The sequence below is a fragment of the Mesorhizobium sp. NFR06 genome (assembly GCF_900115245.1).
In the GTDB taxonomy this organism is placed as follows: Bacteria; Pseudomonadota; Alphaproteobacteria; order Rhizobiales; family Rhizobiaceae; genus Mesorhizobium.
On sequence record NZ_FOVT01000002.1, the window covers coordinates 105,460 to 126,543 of the forward strand.

Sequence of the window (21,084 nt, forward strand, 5' to 3'; positions counted from 1 at the left end):
GATCCCGCGCATGTCGCCCAAAGTGTCGGGCGGTCGAGAAGACGACACGCGCGAAGCCAAAGATCCTACTCGGCCGGCATTGCAACCGGTCGGGACAATGCCCGGCCGGCAAGCACGACGCCCAGCCCGGCGATCGGGAATGCCGCCGCGATCAGCCCGAGATCGGCCGGGGCGCCGAAGCGCAGCACCGCGGCCCCGACCACCGCGCCCAGGGCGACACCGAGATAGAGCGCCGAGGCATTGAGCGACAGCACGATGGGTGCGGCATCAGGCGCTATCTTGATGATGCGGCTTGCCTGCGCCGGCGGGAAAGCCCAGCCGACGATGCCCCACGGCACCATCATGGCCATCAGCGCCGGTCCGGCGAGGTGATGCGGCAGGAATGTCGGGATCAGCGAGAAGGTGAGGAGCATCGCGGCCGACAGCGCCAGCGACCAGGCGACGGTGCGGGCCGCGCCGAAGCGGTCGGCGGCCTGGCCGCCGGCGATGTTGCCGATGAAGGCGCCGACGCCGAAGGCGAGCAGCATGCCGGGCAATGCGATTGGGGAGAGCCCGCCGCCTTCGATGGCCAAAGGCGCGATGAAGGCGAAGACCGTGAAGGCGCCGACCAGCGCCAGCACCGTCGTCAGGAGGATTGGCATCACGCCGGGACGAACCGCCGCCGCCAGCCTGCGCTTCAGCGACAGCCTGGTTCCGATGATGCCGCGCGGCAGGCGCCACCACAGGATCGCACCGGCCAGCGCGCCGAGACCGGCAATGGCGAAGAAGGTGCCGCGCCAGCCGGCGATCGCCGCGACCAGCGCGCCGAGCGGCGCGCCGACCGCCACCGCCACCGTGGTGCCGCCGACGACGACGGCGATCGCGCGCGCCCGGTGATGGTCATCGACCAGCGCCACCGCCGTGCCTTGCGCGGTCGCTGCGAACAGACCCGACGACAACGCCATGACGATACGGGCGATCAGCAGCAGCTCGAAGGATGAACTGACCGCCGCGACCAGATTGCCGATGACGAAGAACACCAGCGTCCACAGGATGACGCGCCGCCGGTCCCATTCGCCGGTCAGCGTCGCCAGGACCGGCGCGCCGATCGCATAGGCGAGCGCGAAGGCCGTGATCAGCGAGCCCGCGAGCGGCACGGATATGCCGGCATCGGCGGCGATGTCGGGGAGAAGGCTTGAGATGACGAAGCCCTCGGTCGAGATCGCGAACGATCCGAGCGCAAGCCAGTAGATCCGCTTGTCCATGGGGAACTGTCCTTAGTTCAAAGGTTATTGAACAATTGGACATAGTGGGGCATGATGTCAACCGAGCCGGGCGAAAATAACTGAACCCTGCTGACAGCAGTGTGTCAGGACCAAATGAAAACGCAGTGTGTATCGGCAGAAAGGGGAGCCGCGTTGAAGTTCGCGCCGTTTGTGCTTAATTCTGGGTCATGAGCCTGCCCCATCCAACCACCGACCAGATCAGCCTGCCGATCGTGCTCGCCGTGCTCGGCGATCCGACCCGGCTTGCGATCGTGCGCTATCTGGCGAGCAAGGAAGGCGTGCCGCTAAACTGCAGCAAGTTCCTCGATCTCGCCTCCAAGACGAATCTCAGCTACCACCTCGCCAAGCTGCGCGAGGCGGGCGTGACCCGCAGCGAAGCGGTCGGCACCAGCCGCCTGATCACGCTTCGTCGCGACGATCTCGACAAGCGCTTCCCCGGCCTGCTCGACAGCGTCATCGCCGCGGCCGAGGGGGACAAGGCGCTGCCGCCGGTCGGCGTGTCCGAGGTCGAGGTCTCGGCCTGATCCATGCGCATCGCCGTTCTCGCCGACATCCACGGCAATTTGCTCGCCTTGGACGCGGTGCTCGACGACCTGCACCGGCGCGGCGGCGCTGACATCATCCTCAATCTCGGCGACTGTGTCTCCGGCCCGCTCTGGCCGCATGAGACGATGCAACGGTTGCAGGCGCTCAACCTGCCGACGGTGCGCGGCAATCATGATCGTCGCGTGGCGCAGGACCCGGCGGATGGCGCCATGTGGCCGTCCGACCGCTACGCGCAGGAGCGGCTGACCGCATCGCAGCGCGAGGCGCTGTTGGCCCTGCCGCTCACGCTGGCCGTAGCGCCCGGCGTCATCGCCTTCCACGCCCGGCCGGATCATGACGAGAGATATCTGCTCGACACCATTGTCGGCGGCCAGTTGGTGCGCGCGCCGCTCGCGGCCGTCAAGCGCCGGCTCAAGTCGCTCGATCCCGATTGCCGCCTGGTCCTTTGCGGCCACAGCCATCGCGGCGAACTGATCCGCATCCCCGGCGACCCGGTTGTCTTCAACCCCGGCAGCGTCGGCTGCCCGGCCTATGACGATGATACGCCGCCCGCGCATGTCTCCGAACAAGGCTCGCCGTACGCCCGCTACGGCATCGTCGAACTGCGGGGAGACGGCCGTCCCGATCGCTTCGAGAGCATCGCCGTGGACTACGACCATGAAGCCGCCGCAAAGCAGGCCGAACAAGCAGGCCGGCCGGAATGGGCGCACGCGCTGCGGACCGGTTTCATGACCGATTGAGTAGGGCTCATATCAACGATTGAGCGCAGCTCATATCCGCAATCGCCCAGGTGGTGTCCAGGATCGCGCGGCAGGCCGAAGCGTTCACTTTGGGGATGACATGTCACGGCAACCTCCCCTACAAACGCCTCCGGTGGACGTGGGGCGCATCGATTCCGGTCGCGCCTGGAGTTTGAAGTGCATTGCCCAATGGCCGAAGGATGAAGCGCGAAGCCAGGCTCCGATCGACGCTGCTGATGGCCGCTCCGTTGCTGCTGGCCGCATTGCCGGCCTTGGCCGAGGATGCGCCGGGACCAATCATCTCGATCATCGGCGGCCTCGCGCCGGACGATCTTCTCAACATCCGCGCCACGGCCTCGGCGAGCGCCAGGGTCACGGCGCGGCTGCCGAACGGCGTGGCGCTGAAGAATTTCGGCTGCAACCTCGTCAAGGGTTATCCCTGGTGCAAGGTCGAGGATACGCAGAACGCGCGCATCACCGGATGGGCGCCGGCCCGCTATCTCAGCCCCGGCAACCCGGCGCCGGCGCCTGAAGACGCCGCCGCGGCGGACAATGGCGCAGGGCCGTCGCAGGAAGCCGATACGCCGCAGCCTTCCGAATCGCCGTCGCCGGACATTGCGGCACGCCTGGGCGGCAGTGAGCCGGCCAATCCGCCATCGGCGGCCGATATCAGCGTGACCGCCATGCAGGACGCGTACGGCCTCGCCTTCGCGGCCTCGGCAAACGCTGGTTCCGACACCCCTGCCCCCGATGCCGCCGGCGGCATTCCCTGCGCGCGCGACGTCGGTCAACCGATGACCCGTTGCGAGATCAGCGTCGCACGTGAGGGTGGCGACAGCGTCGTGACGGTGACCTGGCCCGACGGCGGAACGCGCGTCATCACCTTCTATGACGGCAAGCCTGCGGGCTCGGACTCTGCCGACGAGTTCCGCTTCACCCGCGAGGGCAGCTTGAACATGATCCGTATCGGCGTGTCGGAGCGCTTTGAGATCACGGACCAGTTGGCATTGGGGAATTAGGTAGTAGGCAATAGGGATTAGGCAGTAGGGCAAGCGAGGGCGTCCTGCCTACTGCCTACTGCCTACTGCCTACTGCCTACTGCCTACTGCCTACTGCCTGATCCCGCATTTTCGGGGTTACATCCGCCAAAACTCTTCCCTATAAGGCCCTCCTAGCCTGATACCAGAATCGCAAGCACAACCGGCCGGGTCCTCCCGTCCCGGTTTTTCGTGCAAGCCGCTCGCCGAACGGAATCTTCGAATATGCCAAGACGCACCGACATCAAGTCGATCCTGATCATCGGGGCCGGCCCCATCGTCATCGGCCAGGCATGCGAGTTCGACTATTCCGGCACCCAGGCCTGCAAGGCGCTGAAGGAGGAGGGTTTCCGCGTCATCCTGGTCAACTCCAATCCGGCCACCATCATGACCGACCCGGAGCTGGCCGACGCCACCTATATCGAGCCGATCACCCCCGAAGTGGTGGCCAAGATCATCGCCAAGGAGCGCCCCGACGCGCTGCTGCCCACCATGGGTGGCCAGACCGCGCTCAACACCGCGCTATCCCTGCGCCGCATGGGCGTGCTCGACCGTTACAATGTCGAGATGATCGGCGCCGACGCGCATGCCATCGACAAGGCGGAGGACCGTGCGCTGTTTCGCCAGGCGATGAGCAAGATCGGCCTGGAAACGCCGCGCTCGATGCTGGCCAACGCCACCGACGTCAAGAACGCCGACCGCAAGACGCATGAGGCCGAGCGCGCCGCGCTGAAGGCGGAGAACCCGGAAAACCTCGATGCCGCGCTCGATGCGCTGGAAACGCGCTGGAACCTCGGCGAAGGCGACCGCAAGCAGCGCTATATCAGCCATGCCATGGCGATCGCCGCCCAGGCACTCGACCATGTCGGCCTGCCGGCGATCATCCGGCCTTCCTTCACCATGGGCGGCACCGGCGGCGGCATCGCCTACAACCGCGCCGAATTCTACGACATCGTCCAGTCCGGCCTCGACGCCTCGCCCACCACCGAAGTGCTGATCGAGGAAAGCGTGCTCGGCTGGAAGGAGTACGAGATGGAGGTCGTCCGCGACAAGGCGGACAATTGCATCATCATCTGCTCGATCGAGAACCTCGATCCGATGGGCGTCCACACCGGCGATTCCATCACCGTCGCGCCGGCGCTGACGCTGACCGACAAGGAATACCAGATGATGCGCAACGCCTCGATCGCGGTGCTGCGCGAGATCGGCGTCGAGACCGGCGGCTCCAACGTGCAGTTCGCCGTCAACCCGGCCGACGGCCGCCTCGTCGTCATCGAGATGAACCCGCGCGTCTCGCGCTCCTCGGCGCTGGCCTCCAAGGCAACCGGCTTCCCGATCGCCAAGGTCGCGGCCAAGCTCGCCGTCGGCTACACGCTGGACGAATTGGAGAACGACATCACCGGCGGCGCCACGCCGGCCTCGTTCGAGCCGACCATCGACTATGTCGTCACCAAGATCCCGCGCTTTGCCTTCGAGAAATTCCCCGGCGCCGAGCCGGTGCTGACCACGGCCATGAAGTCGGTCGGCGAAGTGATGGCGATCGGCCGCACCTTCCAGGAATCGCTGCAGAAGGCGTTGCGCGGGCTCGAAACCGGCCTGACCGGCCTCGACGAGATCGAGATCCCCGGCATCGGCCACGGCAGCGCGCCCGCCAGCCATGTCGACGACCGCAATGCGATCCGTGCCGCACTCGGCACGCCGACGCCCGACCGGCTGCGCATGGTGGCGCAGGCGATCCGCATGGGCACCTCGCTCGAGGACGTGCACGCCATGTGCAAGATCGACCCGTGGTTCCTCGAGCAGATCGCCGGCATCATCGCCATGGAAGAACGCATCCGCGAGCATGGCCTGCCGCAGGATGCGGAGAACCTGCGCATGCTGAAGGCGATGGGCTTTTCCGATGCCCGCCTCGGCTCGTTGACGAAGACCGACGCCGAAGCGGTCCAGAAGGCCAGGCAAAAGCTCGACGTCCGTCCGGTCTATAAGCGCATCGACACCTGCGCGGCCGAGTTCGCCTCGCCGACCGCCTACATGTACTCGACCTATGAAGTGCCCTTCGTCGGCGAGCCCGCCAACGAGGCCCGCGTTTCGTCGCGCAAGAAGGTCGTCATCCTCGGCGGCGGCCCGAACCGCATCGGCCAGGGCATCGAGTTCGACTATTGCTGCTGTCACGCCGCCTTCGCGCTGCGCGACGCGGGCTATGAAGCGATCATGATCAACTGCAACCCGGAGACGGTCTCGACCGACTACGACACCTCCGACCGCCTCTATTTCGATCCGCTGACGGCCGAGGACGTGCTGGAGATCCTGCGCGCCGAGCAGGCCTCGGGCGAGCTGGTCGGCGTCATCGTCCAGTTCGGCGGCCAGACGCCGCTGAAGCTGGCGGACGCGCTGGAGCAGGCCGGCATTCCGATCCTCGGCACCTCGCCCGACATGATCGACCTGGCGGAAGACCGCGACCGCTTCCAGAAGCTGTTGCACAAGCTCAACCTCAGCCAGCCGAAGAACGGCATCGCCTATTCGGTCGAGCAGGCCCGCCTCGTCGCCGGCGAGCTCGGCTTCCCGCTGGTGGTGCGCCCGTCCTACGTGCTCGGCGGCCGCGCCATGCAGATCATCCATGACGAGGGCATGCTGCAGACCTATCTGCTCGACACAGTGCCCGGCCTGGTGCCGGAGGACATCAAGCAGAAATATCCCAACGACAAGACCGGCCAGATCAACACGCTGCTGGGCAAGAACCCGCTGCTGTTCGACACCTATCTCTCGGGCGCCATCGAGGTCGACGTCGACTGCCTGTGCGACGGCAAGGATACGTTCGTCTCCGGCATTCTCGAGCACATCGAGGAGGCCGGCATCCATTCGGGCGACTCGGCCTGCTCGCTGCCCACGCATTCGCTGCACCCCGACCTCGTCGACGAGCTGGAGCGGCAGACGGCCGCCTTGGCTCGCGCGCTGAACGTCGGCGGCCTGATGAACGTGCAATACGCTATTCAAGACGGCACGGTCTATGTGCTGGAGGTCAACCCGCGCGCCTCGCGCACCGTGCCCTTCGTCGCCAAGACCATCGGCCGCCCGATCGCCAAGATCGCGGCCCGCATCATGGCCGGCGAGACGCTGGAAGACGCCTTCGCCCATTACGGCGCCATGCCCGACCCGCGCAGTCCCGGCCACATCGCGGTCAAGGAAGCCGTCTTCCCCTTCGCCCGCTTCCCCGGCGTCGACATCCTGCTCGGCCCGGAAATGCGCTCGACCGGCGAGGTCATGGGCCTCGACCGCGATTTTGCGCTCGCCTTCGCCAAGAGCCAGCTCGGGGCCGGCGTCGATCTCCCCCGCTCCGGCACGCTGTTCGTCTCGGTGCGCGACGAGGACAAGAAGGGCATATTACCTGCCGTGAAGCGCCTCGCCGGCCAGGGCTTCAAGGTGCTGGCCACCTCCGGCACCGCCCGCTTCCTCGCCGAGAACGGCGTGACGGCGGAAAAGATCAACAAGGTGCTGGAAGGCCGCCCCCACATCGAGGACGCCATCCGCAACCGCCAGGTCCAGATCGTCTTCAACACCACCGACGGCCAGAAGGCCGTGTCGGACTCGAAGTCGCTGCGCCGCGCCACGCTGATGCAGAAGGTGCCGTATTATACGACGCTGTCGGGGGCTGCGGCCGTGGCGGAAGCGATTGCGGCGTTAAGGGCGGGGAACCTGGAGGTGCGGCCGCTGCAGGAGTATTTTGGGTGAGGCAGATTACGCATTCTACCGAGAAATGGGGACCGTCGCTGCAGCTGAACCGCTCTCAGGTTTAGGTCTTCTTTCCACCAATGCAGGCGAAGGAGAAACTTTCAAACGATAGAATCTGGTATCGTTTATGAAATAAACTGAAAAAAAGTACGCGGAAGATAGACAAAAACCCAAAACCGCCTGATGCCAATAATACCCTATTACCTGCGTGGCATTGATCTCATAGATGTACTGCGACAAGAAAAACCACACCGAAGAAAAACAAACAACCAAAATGAGAGAAAGGCTATTAGGTATTTTTGAGGAAACCGCCGCAACTATAAGAGCCAGCCCAGCCGTCAAGGATGGTAAAAATATTTCGATCCAAATTTTCTTTTGATTTATAGCAATGAGCGTTCTTCCGAGTTCACCATCTTGACTTCTGGAGATTGTAACCAGAACAAAGGCCAAATTTATAACGAATGAGAAAATCGTAAGGAATGCAAAAACCACTCCGGCTGATTGAATTTCGCTCTCGACTTTCGAGTAATACCTCCGCCTCGAGGAAAACATATAGTAGCCAACACCAATTAGAAAGACGAAAGATAGCGATCGTTGCGCCACAGAGCTCGCCAGCGCGCTCATCTCGTCAATAGCTGGCCAATTGAACGGTTGAAATAAGTTTGGGTCGATGGACTCTATATATCGAAAATTGAATTCTGGAATAAAAAATATATATAAGCAGCATAGCACACTGTATATTATCACTGAAGCAACTAGATAAAAATTCATTATCTTATAAATCTCGTCCGGATCCACGTCAGGCATTAGTTCTTTAACACCAATCCGTTTTGCAATGCCCTTAAGGGAGTTTACCAAATTGAGTTGCGGAAACTCCGTAGAAGAGAGGTACAACAATTTGTATGAAAATTTCTCGACGTCGCTCGACTCAGCCAGCTCAATAGGCAACGGAGTATCTCGGAATTCGCTATCAAGGGCCCGTTCGGAATTATCAAAGCCACCCAAATCGCTCAATATATCAGTACCCGCCCGTATTGTGATTACGTCGACGCGCTGCCTAGTGCCGGCAGCACGGAGAAGAAGCTGAGCCAGTACCACAAAAGGTGCTCGCAGGATCGGAGCAAAAATCAAAAGAGACACTAATAAAACAAATATTGGAGAAAGAGACGCCGGCAGATTTTTGAGCGCAGATTGAAAGTTGCCTGATGGATCCTGACCCAATACGGCATCGAGCTTCGATATCAGAAAGTCTTTCGCTGGCGAAACAACTGAATCTGCATAGAGTGAGACATACAAATAAATTAGCGCGAACGGAATCGAATAGGCAAAGGAAATTAAAAAAACTCGACTTTTGGAAGATATTTGCCGAACAGAGAAGAAACTGGAAGGACTCGACGGGTCGACCGGTACGCGCGACTCGACAATAATATCTCGCAGTATTATTATTATTAGTATGAAACCAACAATGGAAGTTAAAATTAAAATAGCCATATCAAGATACATCTTCTTGGGCCTAGATTGTAAATCCAGATTGTTGGCGATTTATATGCATTTATTATTCGGGCATGCATCAGCCTGCGCCGAACTCCACTGAGTCGACGCCGCTATGCTGACAGTGAGAGCCATAAAAAGAAATAGAGCTAGCTTTGAGAATCTAGTCAAAGGGAATTGCGGTCTCATGGAGGAGTCCCCCTTCACAACTATTTAGCTGAAACTTATACATTAATTTTTGGCTACTGGAAATGCCTATCGCAGGTGATCGAACGATCCGCTGGTTGGCAAGGCGCTGAAGCATTGATTTACCTATTTTTTTTGTGTAGGTACAGCTTATAGAATCGGCTCATTTTTTGGTTGCTCAAGAGCATCCGTCTGACCCATATTCTTCACGTTTAGCGTGGGAGCACGAGACAACGTCTTTGAGGCTCTATGGTGATTCATTCTCAAGGTGGCTGCCGTCTTCGGCTAAGCGATTGTAAACTATCGCCCTTGCCACTTGCTCTCGATCGAGGCCGGGCAGTCTTGGAGGCCAGCCCCAATTTTTCCGTCCCGCCCTTCTATCCACGGCGCTCTAAGGGTGAAGAAGCTTCAAGCCACCGCCACGCACTCAATCTCGATATCGAACTCCATCGGCCAAGACGCCACCGGCACGAAACTCCGCGCCGGCGGGTTGGTCGCAAAATACGTCGCATAGATCCGGTTGATCGCGGTGTAGAAGCCGGAATTGACGGCGTAGATGCGCACCATCACCACCTTGTCCAGGCAGCTGCCGGCCGCTTCCAGGCAGTGCTTCAGCGCCTTCAGCGACGCCTCGGTCTGGGTCTCGATGTCGCCGCGCACCATCTCGCCGGTCACCATGTCGACTGGCGGCGTCGCCGAGATGAACACGAAGCCGTTGGCCCGCACCGCCGTCGAGCACGGCAGGCCGAGCGCCCGCACCTTCGCCGACATCACGGGCACTTCGATGACTTCCTTGTCCATGGTGGTCCTCCCCTTGTTTGACGGGAGCTTATCGCGGCGCCGGCGGAACGCCAGCGGCGTTCTGCCCTTCTCGGTGGCGCGAAGTTGGGGTGCGATGAACGCGCAACGAAGCGCTCTACGGCGCCCCCCTCTGTCGTGCCGGACATCTCCCCCACTTGGTGGGAGATCGGCAGCTTCAGCGCCCCGCTTGTCCAGCAACGTCGGCTATTGGCGAAGCCCGAGGCGACATCCAATCTCCCCACCCGTGGGGGAGATGTCCGGCACGACAGAGGGGGGCGCCGTAGAGCGCGATCGTTCGCCGTTGCAGCGCTTACGACCCCCTCACCCCTGATGCGCGACCGCCAGTTCCTTCACGTGCTTCTCGTGCATCTTCAGCACCGGCAGCGTTTTCTTGGCGAATTCCTTCATCGTCGGGTCGTCGCCCGAATTGGCATAGGTGGAAAACAACGCGACGGCATCCTTGTGCGCGTCGGTCTGCATCTTGATGTATTTGGCGTCGAAGTCCTTGCCGGTGGCAGCCTTCAACTCGTCGAGCATCTGCTGCTCCTTCGGCTGCAGCGCCGGGCCGGCGGGCTTGATCGACGCGGTGGTCTGGCCCTGGCTCATCGCCGCCTTGAAATCTTCGCCCGCCTTGGTGTGATCCTTGATCATCTGAGCGGCAAAAGCCTCGACGTCGGCCGATGCCGACTTTTCTTCAGCCAGCCTGCTCGACTGGATCTCGAACGTATTGGCGTTGGGCACGGTCGTCACGAAGGTCTGGGTGTCGACCTTGTTGTCGGTCACCATCGGCCCGACCGCATCCGTGTCGTCCGATTGGGCGAACGCGGCGGGCGCGCCGGCAAGAAGCGCGACGGCGACCAGGGGCAGCAGCGTTTTCATCTCCATCTCCGATCCGAAACAGCCCCTCTGCCATCCCCAACGCGGCACCGGCGACCGGGTTGCCTGGGAGGTTGCCGAAACGCGCGGGCTGGGCGCCCGCGACGCGCCTCAATGGCAATGCGCGGCAGGCTGTCCGGCATACTGCAGTTGCTCGTGCCAGTCCGGGCGGCCTTCGGGCGTGAAATCCATCAGGTTCCACAGGATCTCGCAGGTGCCGATCGCGCGCGGGTCCTGTCCCGGCTCGGACGGCGCGAAGTCAAGCTCCGACGACCAGAAATGGCGGATGCCGTCAGCGTTTCGATGGAACACCGAAAGCAGCGGTATCTGCGCGCCCTCCGCGGTCTCGGAATTGTAGTCGCGCTTGAAACTGTTGCCGGCCGACGAGACGAGCCGCATGTTACGCCAGCCGCGGTCGCGGGCGAGCGCCGTCAGGTTGTCGAGCGCGGTCTTGGCCACCACGGCGAAGTTGAAGCCCGCCGCCTGCAGATGGCCGATCGCGCCGTCGAACTGGTCGAGCAGCGCGGTGCAGGACGGGCACGGCTGGTCCTGCCGGGCAAGCTTTGCCGTCTCGCCGCCGGTCGCCACATCGCGCGTTTCCTGCGGATGGCGCGGGAACATCATCTGGTAAAGGATCAGCGAGTCCTTGCCCGGCGCGAACAGGTCGGCCAGCTTCACCTTCGCCGGCTTGCCCTCGGCATCCAGGGCATCGAACACATAATGCTGCGGCACCAGCCCGCCCGGCGGCAGGGTGCGCCTCGCTTCGGCGACGGCCTCCATGGCGCGGCGCAATTCGATTTCCTTCTTCAGCAGTTTTTCGCGGGCAGTGCGGTATTTGGCGGATTCGTTGGGAAAGGTGATCATGATCGTCTCCTGGCCTTCGCGCCGGCGTCCCGGCGCGGGTTGCTCTACCGCCTAAGGACGGGCCACACGGGGACGTTCCGACATTTCGGCACATGCCGTCCGGTTACTTTTTGCCTCCCGTCAGCCCTTCACCCCGCCGGCGGTAAGCCCGGAGACGATGCGGCGCTGGAAGATCAGCACCAGCACCACCAGCGGCACGGTGACGATCACCGAGGCGGCCATGATGTTGCCCCAGGGGATCTCGAACTGCGAATTGCCGGAGAGCAGCGCGATCGCCACCGGCACGGTGCGTTGCGCGTTGGTGGAGGTGAAAGTCAGCGCGAAGAGGAATTCGTTCCAGGCGCTGATGAAGGCGAGCAGTCCGGTGGTGGCTAAAGCCGGCCACATCAGCGGCAGGAAAATGCGGGTCAGGATGGTCCAGGGTCCGGCGCCGTCGAGGATCGCCGCTTCCTCGATCTCGACCGGCAGGTCGCGCACGAAAGTGGTCAGCACCCAGACGGTGAACGACAGCGTGAAGATCATGTAGGACAGGATGAGCGCCAAGAGCGAATTGTAGAGATGCAGCGCCCTGACGATCTCGAATAGCCCTGCCAGTGCCGCCACCTGCGGAAACATCGACACCGACAGGATGGCGAGCATCAGCGCCGAGCGCCCGCGGAAGCGGATGCGCGCCAGCGCGTAGGCCGCGGTGACGCCGAGCAGCAGCGAGACCGCCACGACCGCGCCGGAGACGATGAGCGAATTGACGAGATTGCGCAGGAAGGGCCCTTCGGTCAGCACGTTGCGGTAATTGGCCAGGCTGAACGATCGCGGCCAGAGGCTCGCCTGGAACAATTCGGTCCCCGATTTCAGGCTGGTGACGATGGCGTAGTAGAACGGGAACACCGCGACGAAGACGATCGCTAGAAGCAGGAGATAAAAGGCGGCGCGCTTCAGCATTTTCATGTCAGCGGCCTCCGTCCAGGCTCAACCGGCCGATCCGGATATAGGCGATGGTGAGCAGGCCGATGATCAGGAAAAGCAACGTCGAGGCGGCCGAGCCATAGGCGAACTTGTCGAACTCGAACAGGTTCTCGCGCGCGAAGACCGACATCGACTTGGTCTGCAAATTGTTGGGCGTCAGCACATAGATCAGGTCGAAGATGCGTAGCGCGTCGAGCGCGCGAAAGATCACCGCAACCATCACCGCCGGGCGGATGAGCGGCAGGGTCACCCACCAGAAGACCTGCCACGGATTGGCGCCGTCGAGCCTGGCCACATCGACGATCTCGCGCGGCAGCATCTGCAGCGCGGCGAGGATCAGCAGCGCCATGAACGGCGTCGTCTTCCAGATGTCGACGATGAGCACCGCGATCATTGCCGTGTCGGCACTGGCGGTCCAGGCGATCTTGGCATGGATCAGGCCGAGGCTGAGCAGCACGGCATTGATGATGCCGAACTGGTCGTTGAGCATCCACTGCCACATCTTGGCCGAGACGATGGTCGGGATTGCCCAGGGAATGAGGATCGCGGCCCTGACGATGCCGCGTCCCGGGAATTCGGCGTTGAGCGCAAGCGCTACGACCATGCCGAGCACCGTCTCGCACGCCACAGAGAGCACGGCGAAGCGCACCGTGTTCCACACCGCGCGCCACCAGACCGGATCGACGAGCAGGCCGTCATAGAGCACCCGGCCGCTCGGCAAGCCGAGGACCGAGAAGTAATTGTCGAAGCCCACCCATTGCCGGGCGTCGAGATCGGCCAGCGAGGCGTCGGTGAAGCTGTAATAGACCGTGCGCAGGAACGGCCAGCCGGCAACGGTGGCGAGCACGAAAAGCATCGGCGCGAGAAACAGCCATGCCGTGCGCACGCGCCGGCGCATCAGCGGCGATCGCCGTGCCGCGCTCACCAGCCCTTGCCTTTCAGCCTGGTCAGTCTCGCCTCGAGGTCGGCCAGATTGTCGGCGGCGGCGCCGTCGCCCGAGATCGTCTTATGCACGGCCGTCCAGAACTGGCTGGATGCCTCATTGTATTTGATCCTGGCGGTCGACGAGGGCCGCGGTTGCGCGTTGAGAAAGATCTGCTTCCAGCGCGGCACGATCGGCTGTTGCCTGGCGATGTCGGGGTCGTCGTAGAGCGCTGCGATGGTCGGCAGGTTGGCGGTTTTGAGCGTCCGGTATTTCTGCATCTCGGGTGACGCGATGAACTTGACCAGGTCGATCGCCGCATCCGGATGTTTCGAATATTTGGAGACGGCAAGGTTCCAGCCGCCGAGCGTCGCGACCGGCCGGGCGCCTTCACCGGTCCCCGCCGGCAGCGGCGCCACGTCGAACCTGCCCTTGATCGGCGAATTCTCGCTGTTGCCGAGCGCATAGGCATAGGGCCAGTTGCGCATGAAGACCGCGTTGCCGGTCTGCCAGACGCCGCGCGCCTCCTCCTCCTGATAGGCGAGCACGCCCGGCGGCGCGATGGTGCCGATCCAGCCCTTGACCATGTCGAGCGCCGCTGCTGCCTTGGGATTGTTGATGGAGATGCTGCCATCCGGCTCGATGATACCGCCGCCGCCATTCGACATCACCCATTCGAGCGCATTGCAGGTGAGCCCCTCATAGGCATTGCCCTGGAAGACGAAGCCCCAGATGTCCTTGTTGCCGGCCGCCCGCTCCTTGTCCGTCACAAGCTTCGCGGTATCGGCGAGTTCCTTCCAGCTTGTCGGTACCTTCAAGCCATATTTGTCGAGCAGATCCTTGCGATAGTAGAGCGCCGGCGCGTCGGTGAAGATCGGCAGCGCCACCAGCCTGCCGTTGACCGTCTGCGACTTGATGATCGACGCAAAATGCCCGGCCACCACATCCTTGGTCGCCTCGGTCAGGTCGACCAATTGGCTGGCAAGCTGCGGGGCCCAGATGACGTCGGTCTGGTAGACATCGATGTCGCTGCTGCCGGCGGCAAGCCACAGCCTGTATTGCCCGAACTGATCGGTGGTCGAAGGCGGGATGACGACGATGTCGACCTTGTTGCCGCTTTTCTTCTCGTAGCGATCCAGTATCTCGCGCAGTACCTTGATGCCGTTGCCGGTGTCGCCCGACACTATCGACAGCTCGACCGCTCGCGCCGGCGCAGCCGCGAGCATGATGCCGGTTACGAACGCCAGGAATGCAGTAAGGAATTTCACCGGCGGCTGATCTCGCTTCAAAGCCGGCGAGACGAACTTTTGCGCGTCGCCAGCTCATCGGAACCCACCCCGCGTTGAATGCGGAGCGCCGCTTTCGGTTCCCATGATGCCTTCAGTGCTGGTCAGGACGGCGAGTCGGTGAAGCCGATCTCGGTCGGCTCGGCCGCGTTGCGATGCCCCTTGCTTCCGCCTCGCGTCCCGCAAAGCGGGCGGGCTCCGAAACCCCCGCCCCGGAGCCCGCCTGGGAGTGGCTGACGCATGCCGGCACAGCCGCCTCCGACGCCTTGCCAGCGTCGATCCGCCGATCGGCCGCCCGGCACGACGACGAATTAGCATGTCCTAACGTCAGCCTATGTGAAGGAGTTCACAATGCGATTGAGCGGGGGCTTGCAATGCCGCGTTCACAACCGCGCCACCTCAACCTTCCCAGCCGACCGGGATCATGCCGAGCCGCTCGTAGAGCCTGAAGGCCGCGGTGTTCTCCACCGTATTGGTCTTGAGATCGACATGGTCCGCCCCGCGCTCGCGGAAAGTCCAGAACACGTGCCGCATCAGCGCCTCGCCAAGGCCCAGCCTTCTGGCCTCCGGATGGACGGCGAGATCCTTGACGAAACCGGACGTCCAGCACAGCGCCGCGCCCGCCAGCAGGCCCTTGCCGTCGATCGCCAGGAAACACAGAGAGGGATCGAACTCGGCATCGCCGGCAATGCGCGGCCACCATTCCTCGAACGGCCCGTCGGCGCCGTCGTCGAACACCTCTGCCAGCAGCGCGTGAAGGGCCTGCGCATCCCGGTGTTCGAACACGCGCATGGCGAAGCCCTCCGGCCAATGCGGCGCGGCCAGCGTGTCGTCGAGGACCTTGCGCAGGCGGATATCGTTGGGAGTTGGCGACCGGGGCGTCTTGTTTTCATGCATGGCGCTGTCTCGAAACGCCGTGGGACAGACCGGTCCGCTCAGGCGCCTGGCGGCAAGCGGTGTCGATTGCGGTCGACGCCAAGGCCCGTCGCCTCGAGCAGGCCCTTGCGCTTGGCGTCGTAGTAATAGCCGGTCTGGTAGAGCATGTCGGCCCGCTTGGCGTTGCCGCCCGCAACCAGCCAGGCACCGCGCAGGTATTTCACCGCGTATTTGAGATTGGTCTCGGCGTCGAACAGGCCGGCCGCCGGTCCGTCATAGCCCATGCCGCGCGCCGTCGCGTGCTTGATCTGCATCAACCCCCAATGGCCGTGATTGTAGGCTTTCGGGTTGAAGGTGCTCTCGCGGTTGACGACATGGCGCACCAGGTCGACCGGCACCTCGTAGATCGCCGAATATTTCTCGATCAGCCGCTCGATCTCGCCGCGCGGACCGCTGGCGTGCTGCTCGGGCTGGCCGGGCGCCGCCAGCAGCGCCGGATTTCCCGGCACCACATAGGCGACCTGCTGGACGCCGGGCATCGGAGCCATTTTCGCCGACTGGCCGGTGAGCGGCATGGCGACGCCCGCGGTCGTATAGACCGCCGCCTGCTTGATCGATCCCGGGCCGGTCGGTGAACCGCCGGCCGTCAGCACCGGCGGCGGCGGAAACGGGCCGGCGAGCGGCGTCGAACCGGCGAAAGCCGCGGGTTGCGCCAGCGCCGCGCCGGACAGCGGCGCGCCAGGCTGGACAGGTGGCGGCAACAGCGCGCTTTGCGCCGCCGGCGCGCCCGGCGTGGTTGCCATGGCAACGGCATCGCCCGCCAGCGCCGCGGTCTGCACCTGGGCGAGGCCGGAAGGCTCAGGCAACACGGCCACCGTTTCGGGCAGCGCCAGCGTCGGCGTATCGTCCGCGACCGCAGGCGTCGAGGCTTCCGCAAGCGCGGGCGCGGCCTTCATCTGCGAGGTCGAGGTGCACCCGCTCAGACCAGCAGCGGCAACGAGCACGCCGATCGCGGTGAATATGATTTTTGCTGGCAAGCCGTGCGGGTCCGGTTTGTCGGTTGTTAAGAAGTCCTTACACCAGCGATTCACACCCCGCAATCGGGGCCACCAGGCGGTTTTCGGGTGGCGACGGCAAGGCGGAAATGCCATATTGTTCTGGATATGTACTCGTTTTTTCGCTGTTTTGCGGAAGGATTACGCCATGAAACCCGCTTCTGAGATCACGGCCGGCCACGCAGTGTTAGAAACAGTGATCGGCTTCATGGGCATTGCCTGGAACGAGAAGGGCCTGATCCGGCTCTGCCTGCCCGAGCGCAGCCGCGAAGCGGTCGAACGTCGGCTGTTCCGCCACCCGGGTGTTTCGACCTCGACCGATCAGCCGCAATGGGTGGTCGAGTTGATTGCCTCGATCAAGGCCTATGCGGCCGGCGAGGATGTCGACTTCTCCAATGTGCCGGTCGACCTTGACGGCGTCGATGACTTCCGCCTCGCCGTCTACGACGCGGCGCGCAAGCTCGGCTTCGGGGAGACCACCACCTATGGCGAATTGGCCAAGCGCGCCGGCCATGCTGGCCTTGCCCGCGAGACGGGCGCAGCACTTGGCGCCAATCCGGTGCCGCTGGTCATTCCTTGCCACCGTGTCGTGGCCGCCGGCGGCAAGATCGGCGGCTTCTCCGCCCCGGGCGGCTCGACCACCAAGGAAAAGATGCTGGCCATGGAAGGCGTTCGCGTCGGCCCGCCGCCCGCCGCGCAGGCCTCGTTCGGGTTCTGAGGACACAAAGCACTTCCAGGAACAGTGCGGAGCGGTTTTCCGTTCGGGATGCGCCGGGAGGTGGAGCAATTCCAGGCAACCGCTCCATCGATGTCATATCAGTCTTGCAGGAACCGGCGGCGGAAGCGCCGCTCGAAATCCGGGCGCTTGCAGACATAGACCGCGCAGGATCTGGTGTCGGCGCTCGGCACGTAGGCGCGCGACCTCACCTCGCCCGCGTTGCAGAAGCGCTCGTCGCGCACGTAGCGATCGTAGAGCGGCAGCCCCGGCACGCGCGTCGACTGATAGCGCAGGATGACGGCGCCCTGGCCGGCGATCGTCGCCTGCACCCGGTCGCAGCTCATGCGTGTCGGATCGTAGCGCGAGACCGCCTGCGCCTCGGCGGCCACCAGCAGGAAGCAGGCGGCAAGCAGAATGGTCTTCATGGTTCCTCTCCTTGGAATCTCATCCCTCCACAACGCGTGGCCGCTGTCAAAACTTCCACGTGCCGTTTCCATGCGCAGACCTCCGGCGGCGCGCCGCCAGCGACCCGTCTTGTTTTCTCACGCAAACTATCCTATATCCACGACATTGAATTTGGCCGATCGATCGGGCCGCGATCTTCGCGTTTGCTGACGTCTATCTCCAAAATTTCGATACCGCCGGCCGGACGTTGGTCCGGTCAAACAAAAGCAAATGTGAAGGGCATTCTATATGGCAACTGGTACGGTCAAGTGGTTCAACGCCACCAAGGGCTACGGCTTCATCCAGCCTGACAATGGCGGCGCGGACGTTTTCGTCCACATCTCCGCTGTTGAGCGCGCTGGCATGACAAGCCTGGCTGAAGGCCAGAAGATCAACTTCGAGATCGAGCAGGACCGCCGCACCGGCAAGTCCGCCGCTGGGTCTCTGAGCAAGGCAGCCTGATTTGGCTTAAGCATTTTTGCAGCCGGGTGTACCGCCTGGCTCCGCAAAAATGCAATCAAGCAAAGGCGCGCGCCGGACGAAGGTTCGGGGCGCGCGGCAAGTCACGGATGTACTGACGGTCGCGCGATAAGCGCGCAGGAGCGAAAAGACCCGACAAGCTGGAACAGCAGATAGCTGCCAGCCCGGACCGGACGCTCCCGATCAGGCTACCGGCAGAGGAAGGCGGGCATTGCCCGCCTTTTTTGTTGCCTGGATTTGGGCGAAGCTGCTTCCTTCTCTCCGTTTACGGGGAGAAGGAAGCTGTCGCCGACGCTTTCGCCAATGTTGTGCCTTAAGGCACCCACCCAATCGGCACGTGCCCCTTGTCCGCCTCGACGCGTTTCAGCCATTCCACCACCGCCGGATAGGCGTGGAGTTGGAAACCGCCCATCTCGGCGGTGTGGGTATAGGCATATAAAGCGATGTCGGCGACGCTATACGAATCGCCGGCGAAAAAGACGTTCTGCTCCAGGTGCCTGTTCATCACGCCGAGCGCCTTGTTGCCGCGCTCCAGCGTTTGCGCCAACCGCTCCGGCGTCGCGTCCTTCGCCCGTTCCGGAAAGGTGAGCAGCGCCTTGCGCACCGCGATATAGGGCTCGTGGCTGTACTGCTCGAAGAACAGCCACTGATAGGCAAGCGCCCGCTCGTATTTGTCGGCCGGCAGGAAGCGCGTGCCTTCGGCAAGATAGAGCAGGATGGCGTTGCTCTCGGCGATGCGCCGGCCATCGTCGAGCTCCAGTAGCGGCACCATCGCGTTCGGGTTCTTGGCGATGTAGTCGGGTCTGCGCGTCTCGCCGGTGTGCGAGCTGACCTCGATCCGGGTGAAGGGAATGCCGAGCTTGGCCATCAACAGCCGGGGCTTGTAGCAATTGCCGCTGTCGCTCATGTCGTAAAGGATCATGCCTCTTACCTTCTCGCGTCTACTGAGAAGCTCCCTAACGCGCGCGGCCAGGCACCATCCAGTGATTTGTTTTTGGATAAAAACATCAATGCTGCTGATGCGTTTTTGGGATCGAGCCTCAGCGGCGCTGATGCAGGGGCACGACCTTGTTGTCGACGCCGAGCAGAGTGTCGATGGAAAGCGGCTCTTGCTTGAAGATCGTGCCGGCAAGCGCCGGGCGGGCAAGATGGAAACCCTGGAACAGGTCGACGCCGCCCTCGAGCGCGACGCGCAAATGCTGGGCGTGCTCTATGCCTTCGACCAGAACTTTGGCGCCGCGCTCGTGCAGCATCGCGACCAATGGCCGGAAGAAGCGCTCGGCGGCGGCATGGCGGCAGAGCTCGGCGAACCAGGCGCCGTCGATCTTGACGATGTCGGGCGCAAGCAGATCGATGCGCGCCTCGGTCGAATGTCCCGTGCCGAAATCGTCGATGGCGATGCGGATGCCATCGCGCCGCATTTCGCGCACCAGGGCGGCAAGAACGTGATCGTCGCCCGCCTGTTCGGTGATTTCGCAGACCAGCAGGCCGGGCTCCAATTCGAAATCGCCGAGATGCCTGGTCATCAGCCGGATCTCGGCCAGGGCTCGTCCGAGATGGTCATTGATCGTCGGATTGTAGTTGAAGAACAGCGTAAGTCCCTCGACGCCGATGTTGCGATAATTGCGGAGATGCAGCATCCGGCACATCGTCTCGACAAACAACCGGTCGGACGCGGGAACGCCGTCGAAGAAGATCGACGGGGCCACCGGCTGAGCGACGTGACGCGGTTCGATCAGGCCCTCGACCGCAACCGCCCTGAGTGCCCTGCCCTCCGGCGCGAAGATCGGCTGGTAGGCGCTCCACAGCCGGAATTCGCCGTAGATGCCGAATTGCAGCCCGATCTCGTCGGCGAAGATCGCCTTGGCGACGTCGCGCCGCCTTTCGGGCTTTCCGCTCATGGTGCGACCTTGCGCCCGAACGCCTTTGCCGACCGCGCCTGCGGGGCCGGGACCGCGGCCGATGCCGTGCTCATTTCGGCCGGAGGCTGCTGGACGCTCTTGCCGAACATGCGAAAGCTGGTGGGGGCAAGTTCGGGCCGGGCAAGCACATAGCCTTGCACCATGGAGGCACCGGATTTCTCGGCCAGCTCCAGCTGCCAGCCTTCCTCGATGCCTTCGAAGACGGTGCGGATGCCCTGGTTTTCGAAGCTCTGCACCATCGCCGTCAGCAACGCGAAGCCGGCGCCGGACTCCATCAGCTGGGTGATCCACTGGGCATCGAATTTGACGATGTCGGGCTTGAGTTCCTTGATCCGGTTGATGTCTGAATCGTCGGCGCCATAGTCGTCCACCGCGATGCGGAAGCCATTGGCCCTCAGCGCCTCGACGAAAGCGTAGAGCGTTTCCTGCGAAGCCGACCTCTGCTCGGTGACTTCGCAGACGATGCGGCGCGGATCGATGCCGGCTTCGTGCAGCACCAGCCGCATGTCGCGCAGCGCCTTGTCGGCGATGCTGCGATCGGTGAAGACCGACGGGTCGAAATTGACGAAGATGGACGCCTCTTCCGGCAGGCAGGCGCCGGCGTTCAAAAGATGCAGCGTGCGCGTCAGCGCCTCGATATGCAGCCGGTCGCCAGCCGGGCAAGTGCCGAAAAATGCCGCCGGCGACTGCGGCTCGCCATCGCGAAACGGCCGGATCAGCCCCTCGAACGCGGTGATCGAGAGCTTGCCTTCCTTGAAGGCGAAGATCGGCTGGAACGCGCTCTGCAGCGTATAGATGCCCCAGACACCCGTCGAGGTGCCGTCATCATGACGGATGATGTGGGCAAGCCCGATGCTGCGCGACAAGTTTCTCGCTCCGCGAA

General features: G+C 63.1%; 20 protein-coding genes. 6 read left to right on the plus strand and 14 right to left on the minus strand.

The features are described 5' to 3' along the window. Nucleotides 1-65 precede the first annotated feature (65 nt). The gene (locus F3H96_RS04650; RefSeq protein WP_149790768.1) at nucleotides 66-1,244 is read right to left on the minus strand and encodes an MFS transporter; all 1,179 of its coding nucleotides are present in this window, start codon (nucleotides 1,242-1,244) and stop codon (nucleotides 66-68) included. Between the two features lie 188 nt (nucleotides 1,245-1,432). Between F3H96_RS04650 and F3H96_RS04655 the strand changes: the two genes are divergently transcribed. The 4 genes from F3H96_RS04655 (at nucleotide 1,433) to carB (ending at nucleotide 7,317) form a co-directional block, all read left to right on the plus strand. Further along, nucleotides 1,433-1,789 (plus strand): helix-turn-helix transcriptional regulator, encoded by a 357-nt coding sequence (locus F3H96_RS04655; protein WP_149790769.1) that lies wholly within the window; start codon nucleotides 1,433-1,435, stop codon nucleotides 1,787-1,789. Nucleotides 1,790-1,792: 3 nt separating this feature from the next. Then, nucleotides 1,793-2,551 carry a metallophosphoesterase family protein gene (locus tag F3H96_RS04660; protein WP_149790770.1) on the plus strand — a complete coding sequence of 253 codons (759 nt, stop codon included), beginning with the start codon at nucleotides 1,793-1,795 and terminating at the stop codon, nucleotides 2,549-2,551. A 200-nt stretch (nucleotides 2,552-2,751) separates the two neighbouring features. Then, nucleotides 2,752-3,570, plus strand: a complete 819-nt coding sequence (locus tag F3H96_RS04665) for an SH3 domain-containing protein (protein WP_149790771.1) — start codon at nucleotides 2,752-2,754, stop codon at nucleotides 3,568-3,570. A 243-nt stretch (nucleotides 3,571-3,813) separates the two neighbouring features. Further along, complete coding sequence (carB, locus tag F3H96_RS04670) at nucleotides 3,814-7,317, plus strand: carbamoyl-phosphate synthase large subunit (RefSeq protein WP_149790772.1); 3,504 nt, start codon at nucleotides 3,814-3,816, stop codon at nucleotides 7,315-7,317. A gap of 15 nt (nucleotides 7,318-7,332) precedes the next feature. Here the strand turns inward: carB and F3H96_RS04675 are convergent, their stop codons facing one another. From F3H96_RS04675 to F3H96_RS04720, 9 genes are all read right to left on the minus strand, one after another. Continuing rightward, complete coding sequence (locus F3H96_RS04675) at nucleotides 7,333-8,820, minus strand: hypothetical protein (RefSeq protein ID WP_149790773.1); 1,488 nt, start codon at nucleotides 8,818-8,820, stop codon at nucleotides 7,333-7,335. Nucleotides 8,821-9,402: 582 nt separating this feature from the next. Next, nucleotides 9,403-9,795, minus strand: a complete 393-nt coding sequence (locus F3H96_RS04680) for a RidA family protein (protein ID WP_149790774.1) — start codon at nucleotides 9,793-9,795, stop codon at nucleotides 9,403-9,405. 321 nt (nucleotides 9,796-10,116) lie between these two features. Beyond that, nucleotides 10,117-10,674: a DUF4142 domain-containing protein gene (locus F3H96_RS04690; RefSeq protein WP_149790775.1), complete on the minus strand. Its 558-nt coding sequence runs from the start codon at nucleotides 10,672-10,674 to the stop codon at nucleotides 10,117-10,119. Between the two features lie 108 nt (nucleotides 10,675-10,782). Further along, on the minus strand, nucleotides 10,783-11,535 hold the full coding sequence (locus F3H96_RS04695; RefSeq protein ID WP_149790776.1) for a DUF899 family protein: 753 nt from the start codon (nucleotides 11,533-11,535) through the stop codon (nucleotides 10,783-10,785). A 120-nt stretch (nucleotides 11,536-11,655) separates the two neighbouring features. Further along, nucleotides 11,656-12,480 carry a carbohydrate ABC transporter permease gene (locus F3H96_RS04700; protein ID WP_149790777.1) on the minus strand — a complete coding sequence of 275 codons (825 nt, stop codon included), beginning with the start codon at nucleotides 12,478-12,480 and terminating at the stop codon, nucleotides 11,656-11,658. Between the two features lies 1 nt (nucleotide 12,481). Continuing rightward, a complete protein-coding gene (locus tag F3H96_RS04705) occupies nucleotides 12,482-13,396 on the minus strand; it encodes a sugar ABC transporter permease (RefSeq protein ID WP_149791158.1) in 915 nt (304 codons plus the stop codon). A gap of 23 nt (nucleotides 13,397-13,419) precedes the next feature. Then, nucleotides 13,420-14,646: an ABC transporter substrate-binding protein gene (locus tag F3H96_RS04710; protein WP_149791159.1), complete on the minus strand. Its 1,227-nt coding sequence runs from the start codon at nucleotides 14,644-14,646 to the stop codon at nucleotides 13,420-13,422. Between the two features lie 459 nt (nucleotides 14,647-15,105). Then, a complete protein-coding gene (locus F3H96_RS04715; RefSeq protein ID WP_149790778.1) occupies nucleotides 15,106-15,603 on the minus strand; it encodes an N-acetyltransferase in 498 nt (165 codons plus the stop codon). A gap of 38 nt (nucleotides 15,604-15,641) precedes the next feature. Next, nucleotides 15,642-16,619 (minus strand): lytic transglycosylase domain-containing protein, encoded by a 978-nt coding sequence (locus F3H96_RS04720; protein ID WP_149790779.1) that lies wholly within the window; start codon nucleotides 16,617-16,619, stop codon nucleotides 15,642-15,644. A gap of 166 nt (nucleotides 16,620-16,785) precedes the next feature. Here F3H96_RS04720 and F3H96_RS04725 point away from each other — a divergent pair, with 166 nt between their 5' ends. Next, on the plus strand, nucleotides 16,786-17,355 hold the full coding sequence (locus F3H96_RS04725; RefSeq protein ID WP_149790780.1) for a methylated-DNA--[protein]-cysteine S-methyltransferase: 570 nt from the start codon (nucleotides 16,786-16,788) through the stop codon (nucleotides 17,353-17,355). Nucleotides 17,356-17,453: 98 nt separating this feature from the next. On the opposite strand, the gene F3H96_RS04730 is transcribed toward F3H96_RS04725, so the two are convergent. Further along, nucleotides 17,454-17,780, minus strand: a complete 327-nt coding sequence (locus tag F3H96_RS04730; RefSeq protein ID WP_149790781.1) for a hypothetical protein — start codon at nucleotides 17,778-17,780, stop codon at nucleotides 17,454-17,456. A 268-nt stretch (nucleotides 17,781-18,048) separates the two neighbouring features. Between F3H96_RS04730 and F3H96_RS04735 the strand changes: the two genes are divergently transcribed. Further along, nucleotides 18,049-18,261 carry a cold-shock protein gene (locus F3H96_RS04735; RefSeq protein WP_027168154.1) on the plus strand — a complete coding sequence of 71 codons (213 nt, stop codon included), beginning with the start codon at nucleotides 18,049-18,051 and terminating at the stop codon, nucleotides 18,259-18,261. A gap of 331 nt (nucleotides 18,262-18,592) precedes the next feature. On the opposite strand, the gene F3H96_RS04740 is transcribed toward F3H96_RS04735, so the two are convergent. The 3 genes from F3H96_RS04740 to F3H96_RS04750 form a co-directional block, all read right to left on the minus strand. Beyond that, nucleotides 18,593-19,201: a glutathione S-transferase family protein gene (locus F3H96_RS04740; RefSeq protein ID WP_149790782.1), complete on the minus strand. Its 609-nt coding sequence runs from the start codon at nucleotides 19,199-19,201 to the stop codon at nucleotides 18,593-18,595. Nucleotides 19,202-19,319: 118 nt separating this feature from the next. After that, the gene (locus F3H96_RS04745; protein WP_149790783.1) at nucleotides 19,320-20,180 is read right to left on the minus strand and encodes an EAL domain-containing protein; all 861 of its coding nucleotides are present in this window, start codon (nucleotides 20,178-20,180) and stop codon (nucleotides 19,320-19,322) included. After that, nucleotides 20,177-21,067: an EAL domain-containing protein gene (locus F3H96_RS04750; RefSeq protein WP_149790784.1), complete on the minus strand. Its 891-nt coding sequence runs from the start codon at nucleotides 21,065-21,067 to the stop codon at nucleotides 20,177-20,179. The genes F3H96_RS04745 and F3H96_RS04750 overlap by 4 nt, the downstream gene beginning before the upstream one ends. Between the last annotated feature and the right edge of the window lie 17 nt (nucleotides 21,068-21,084).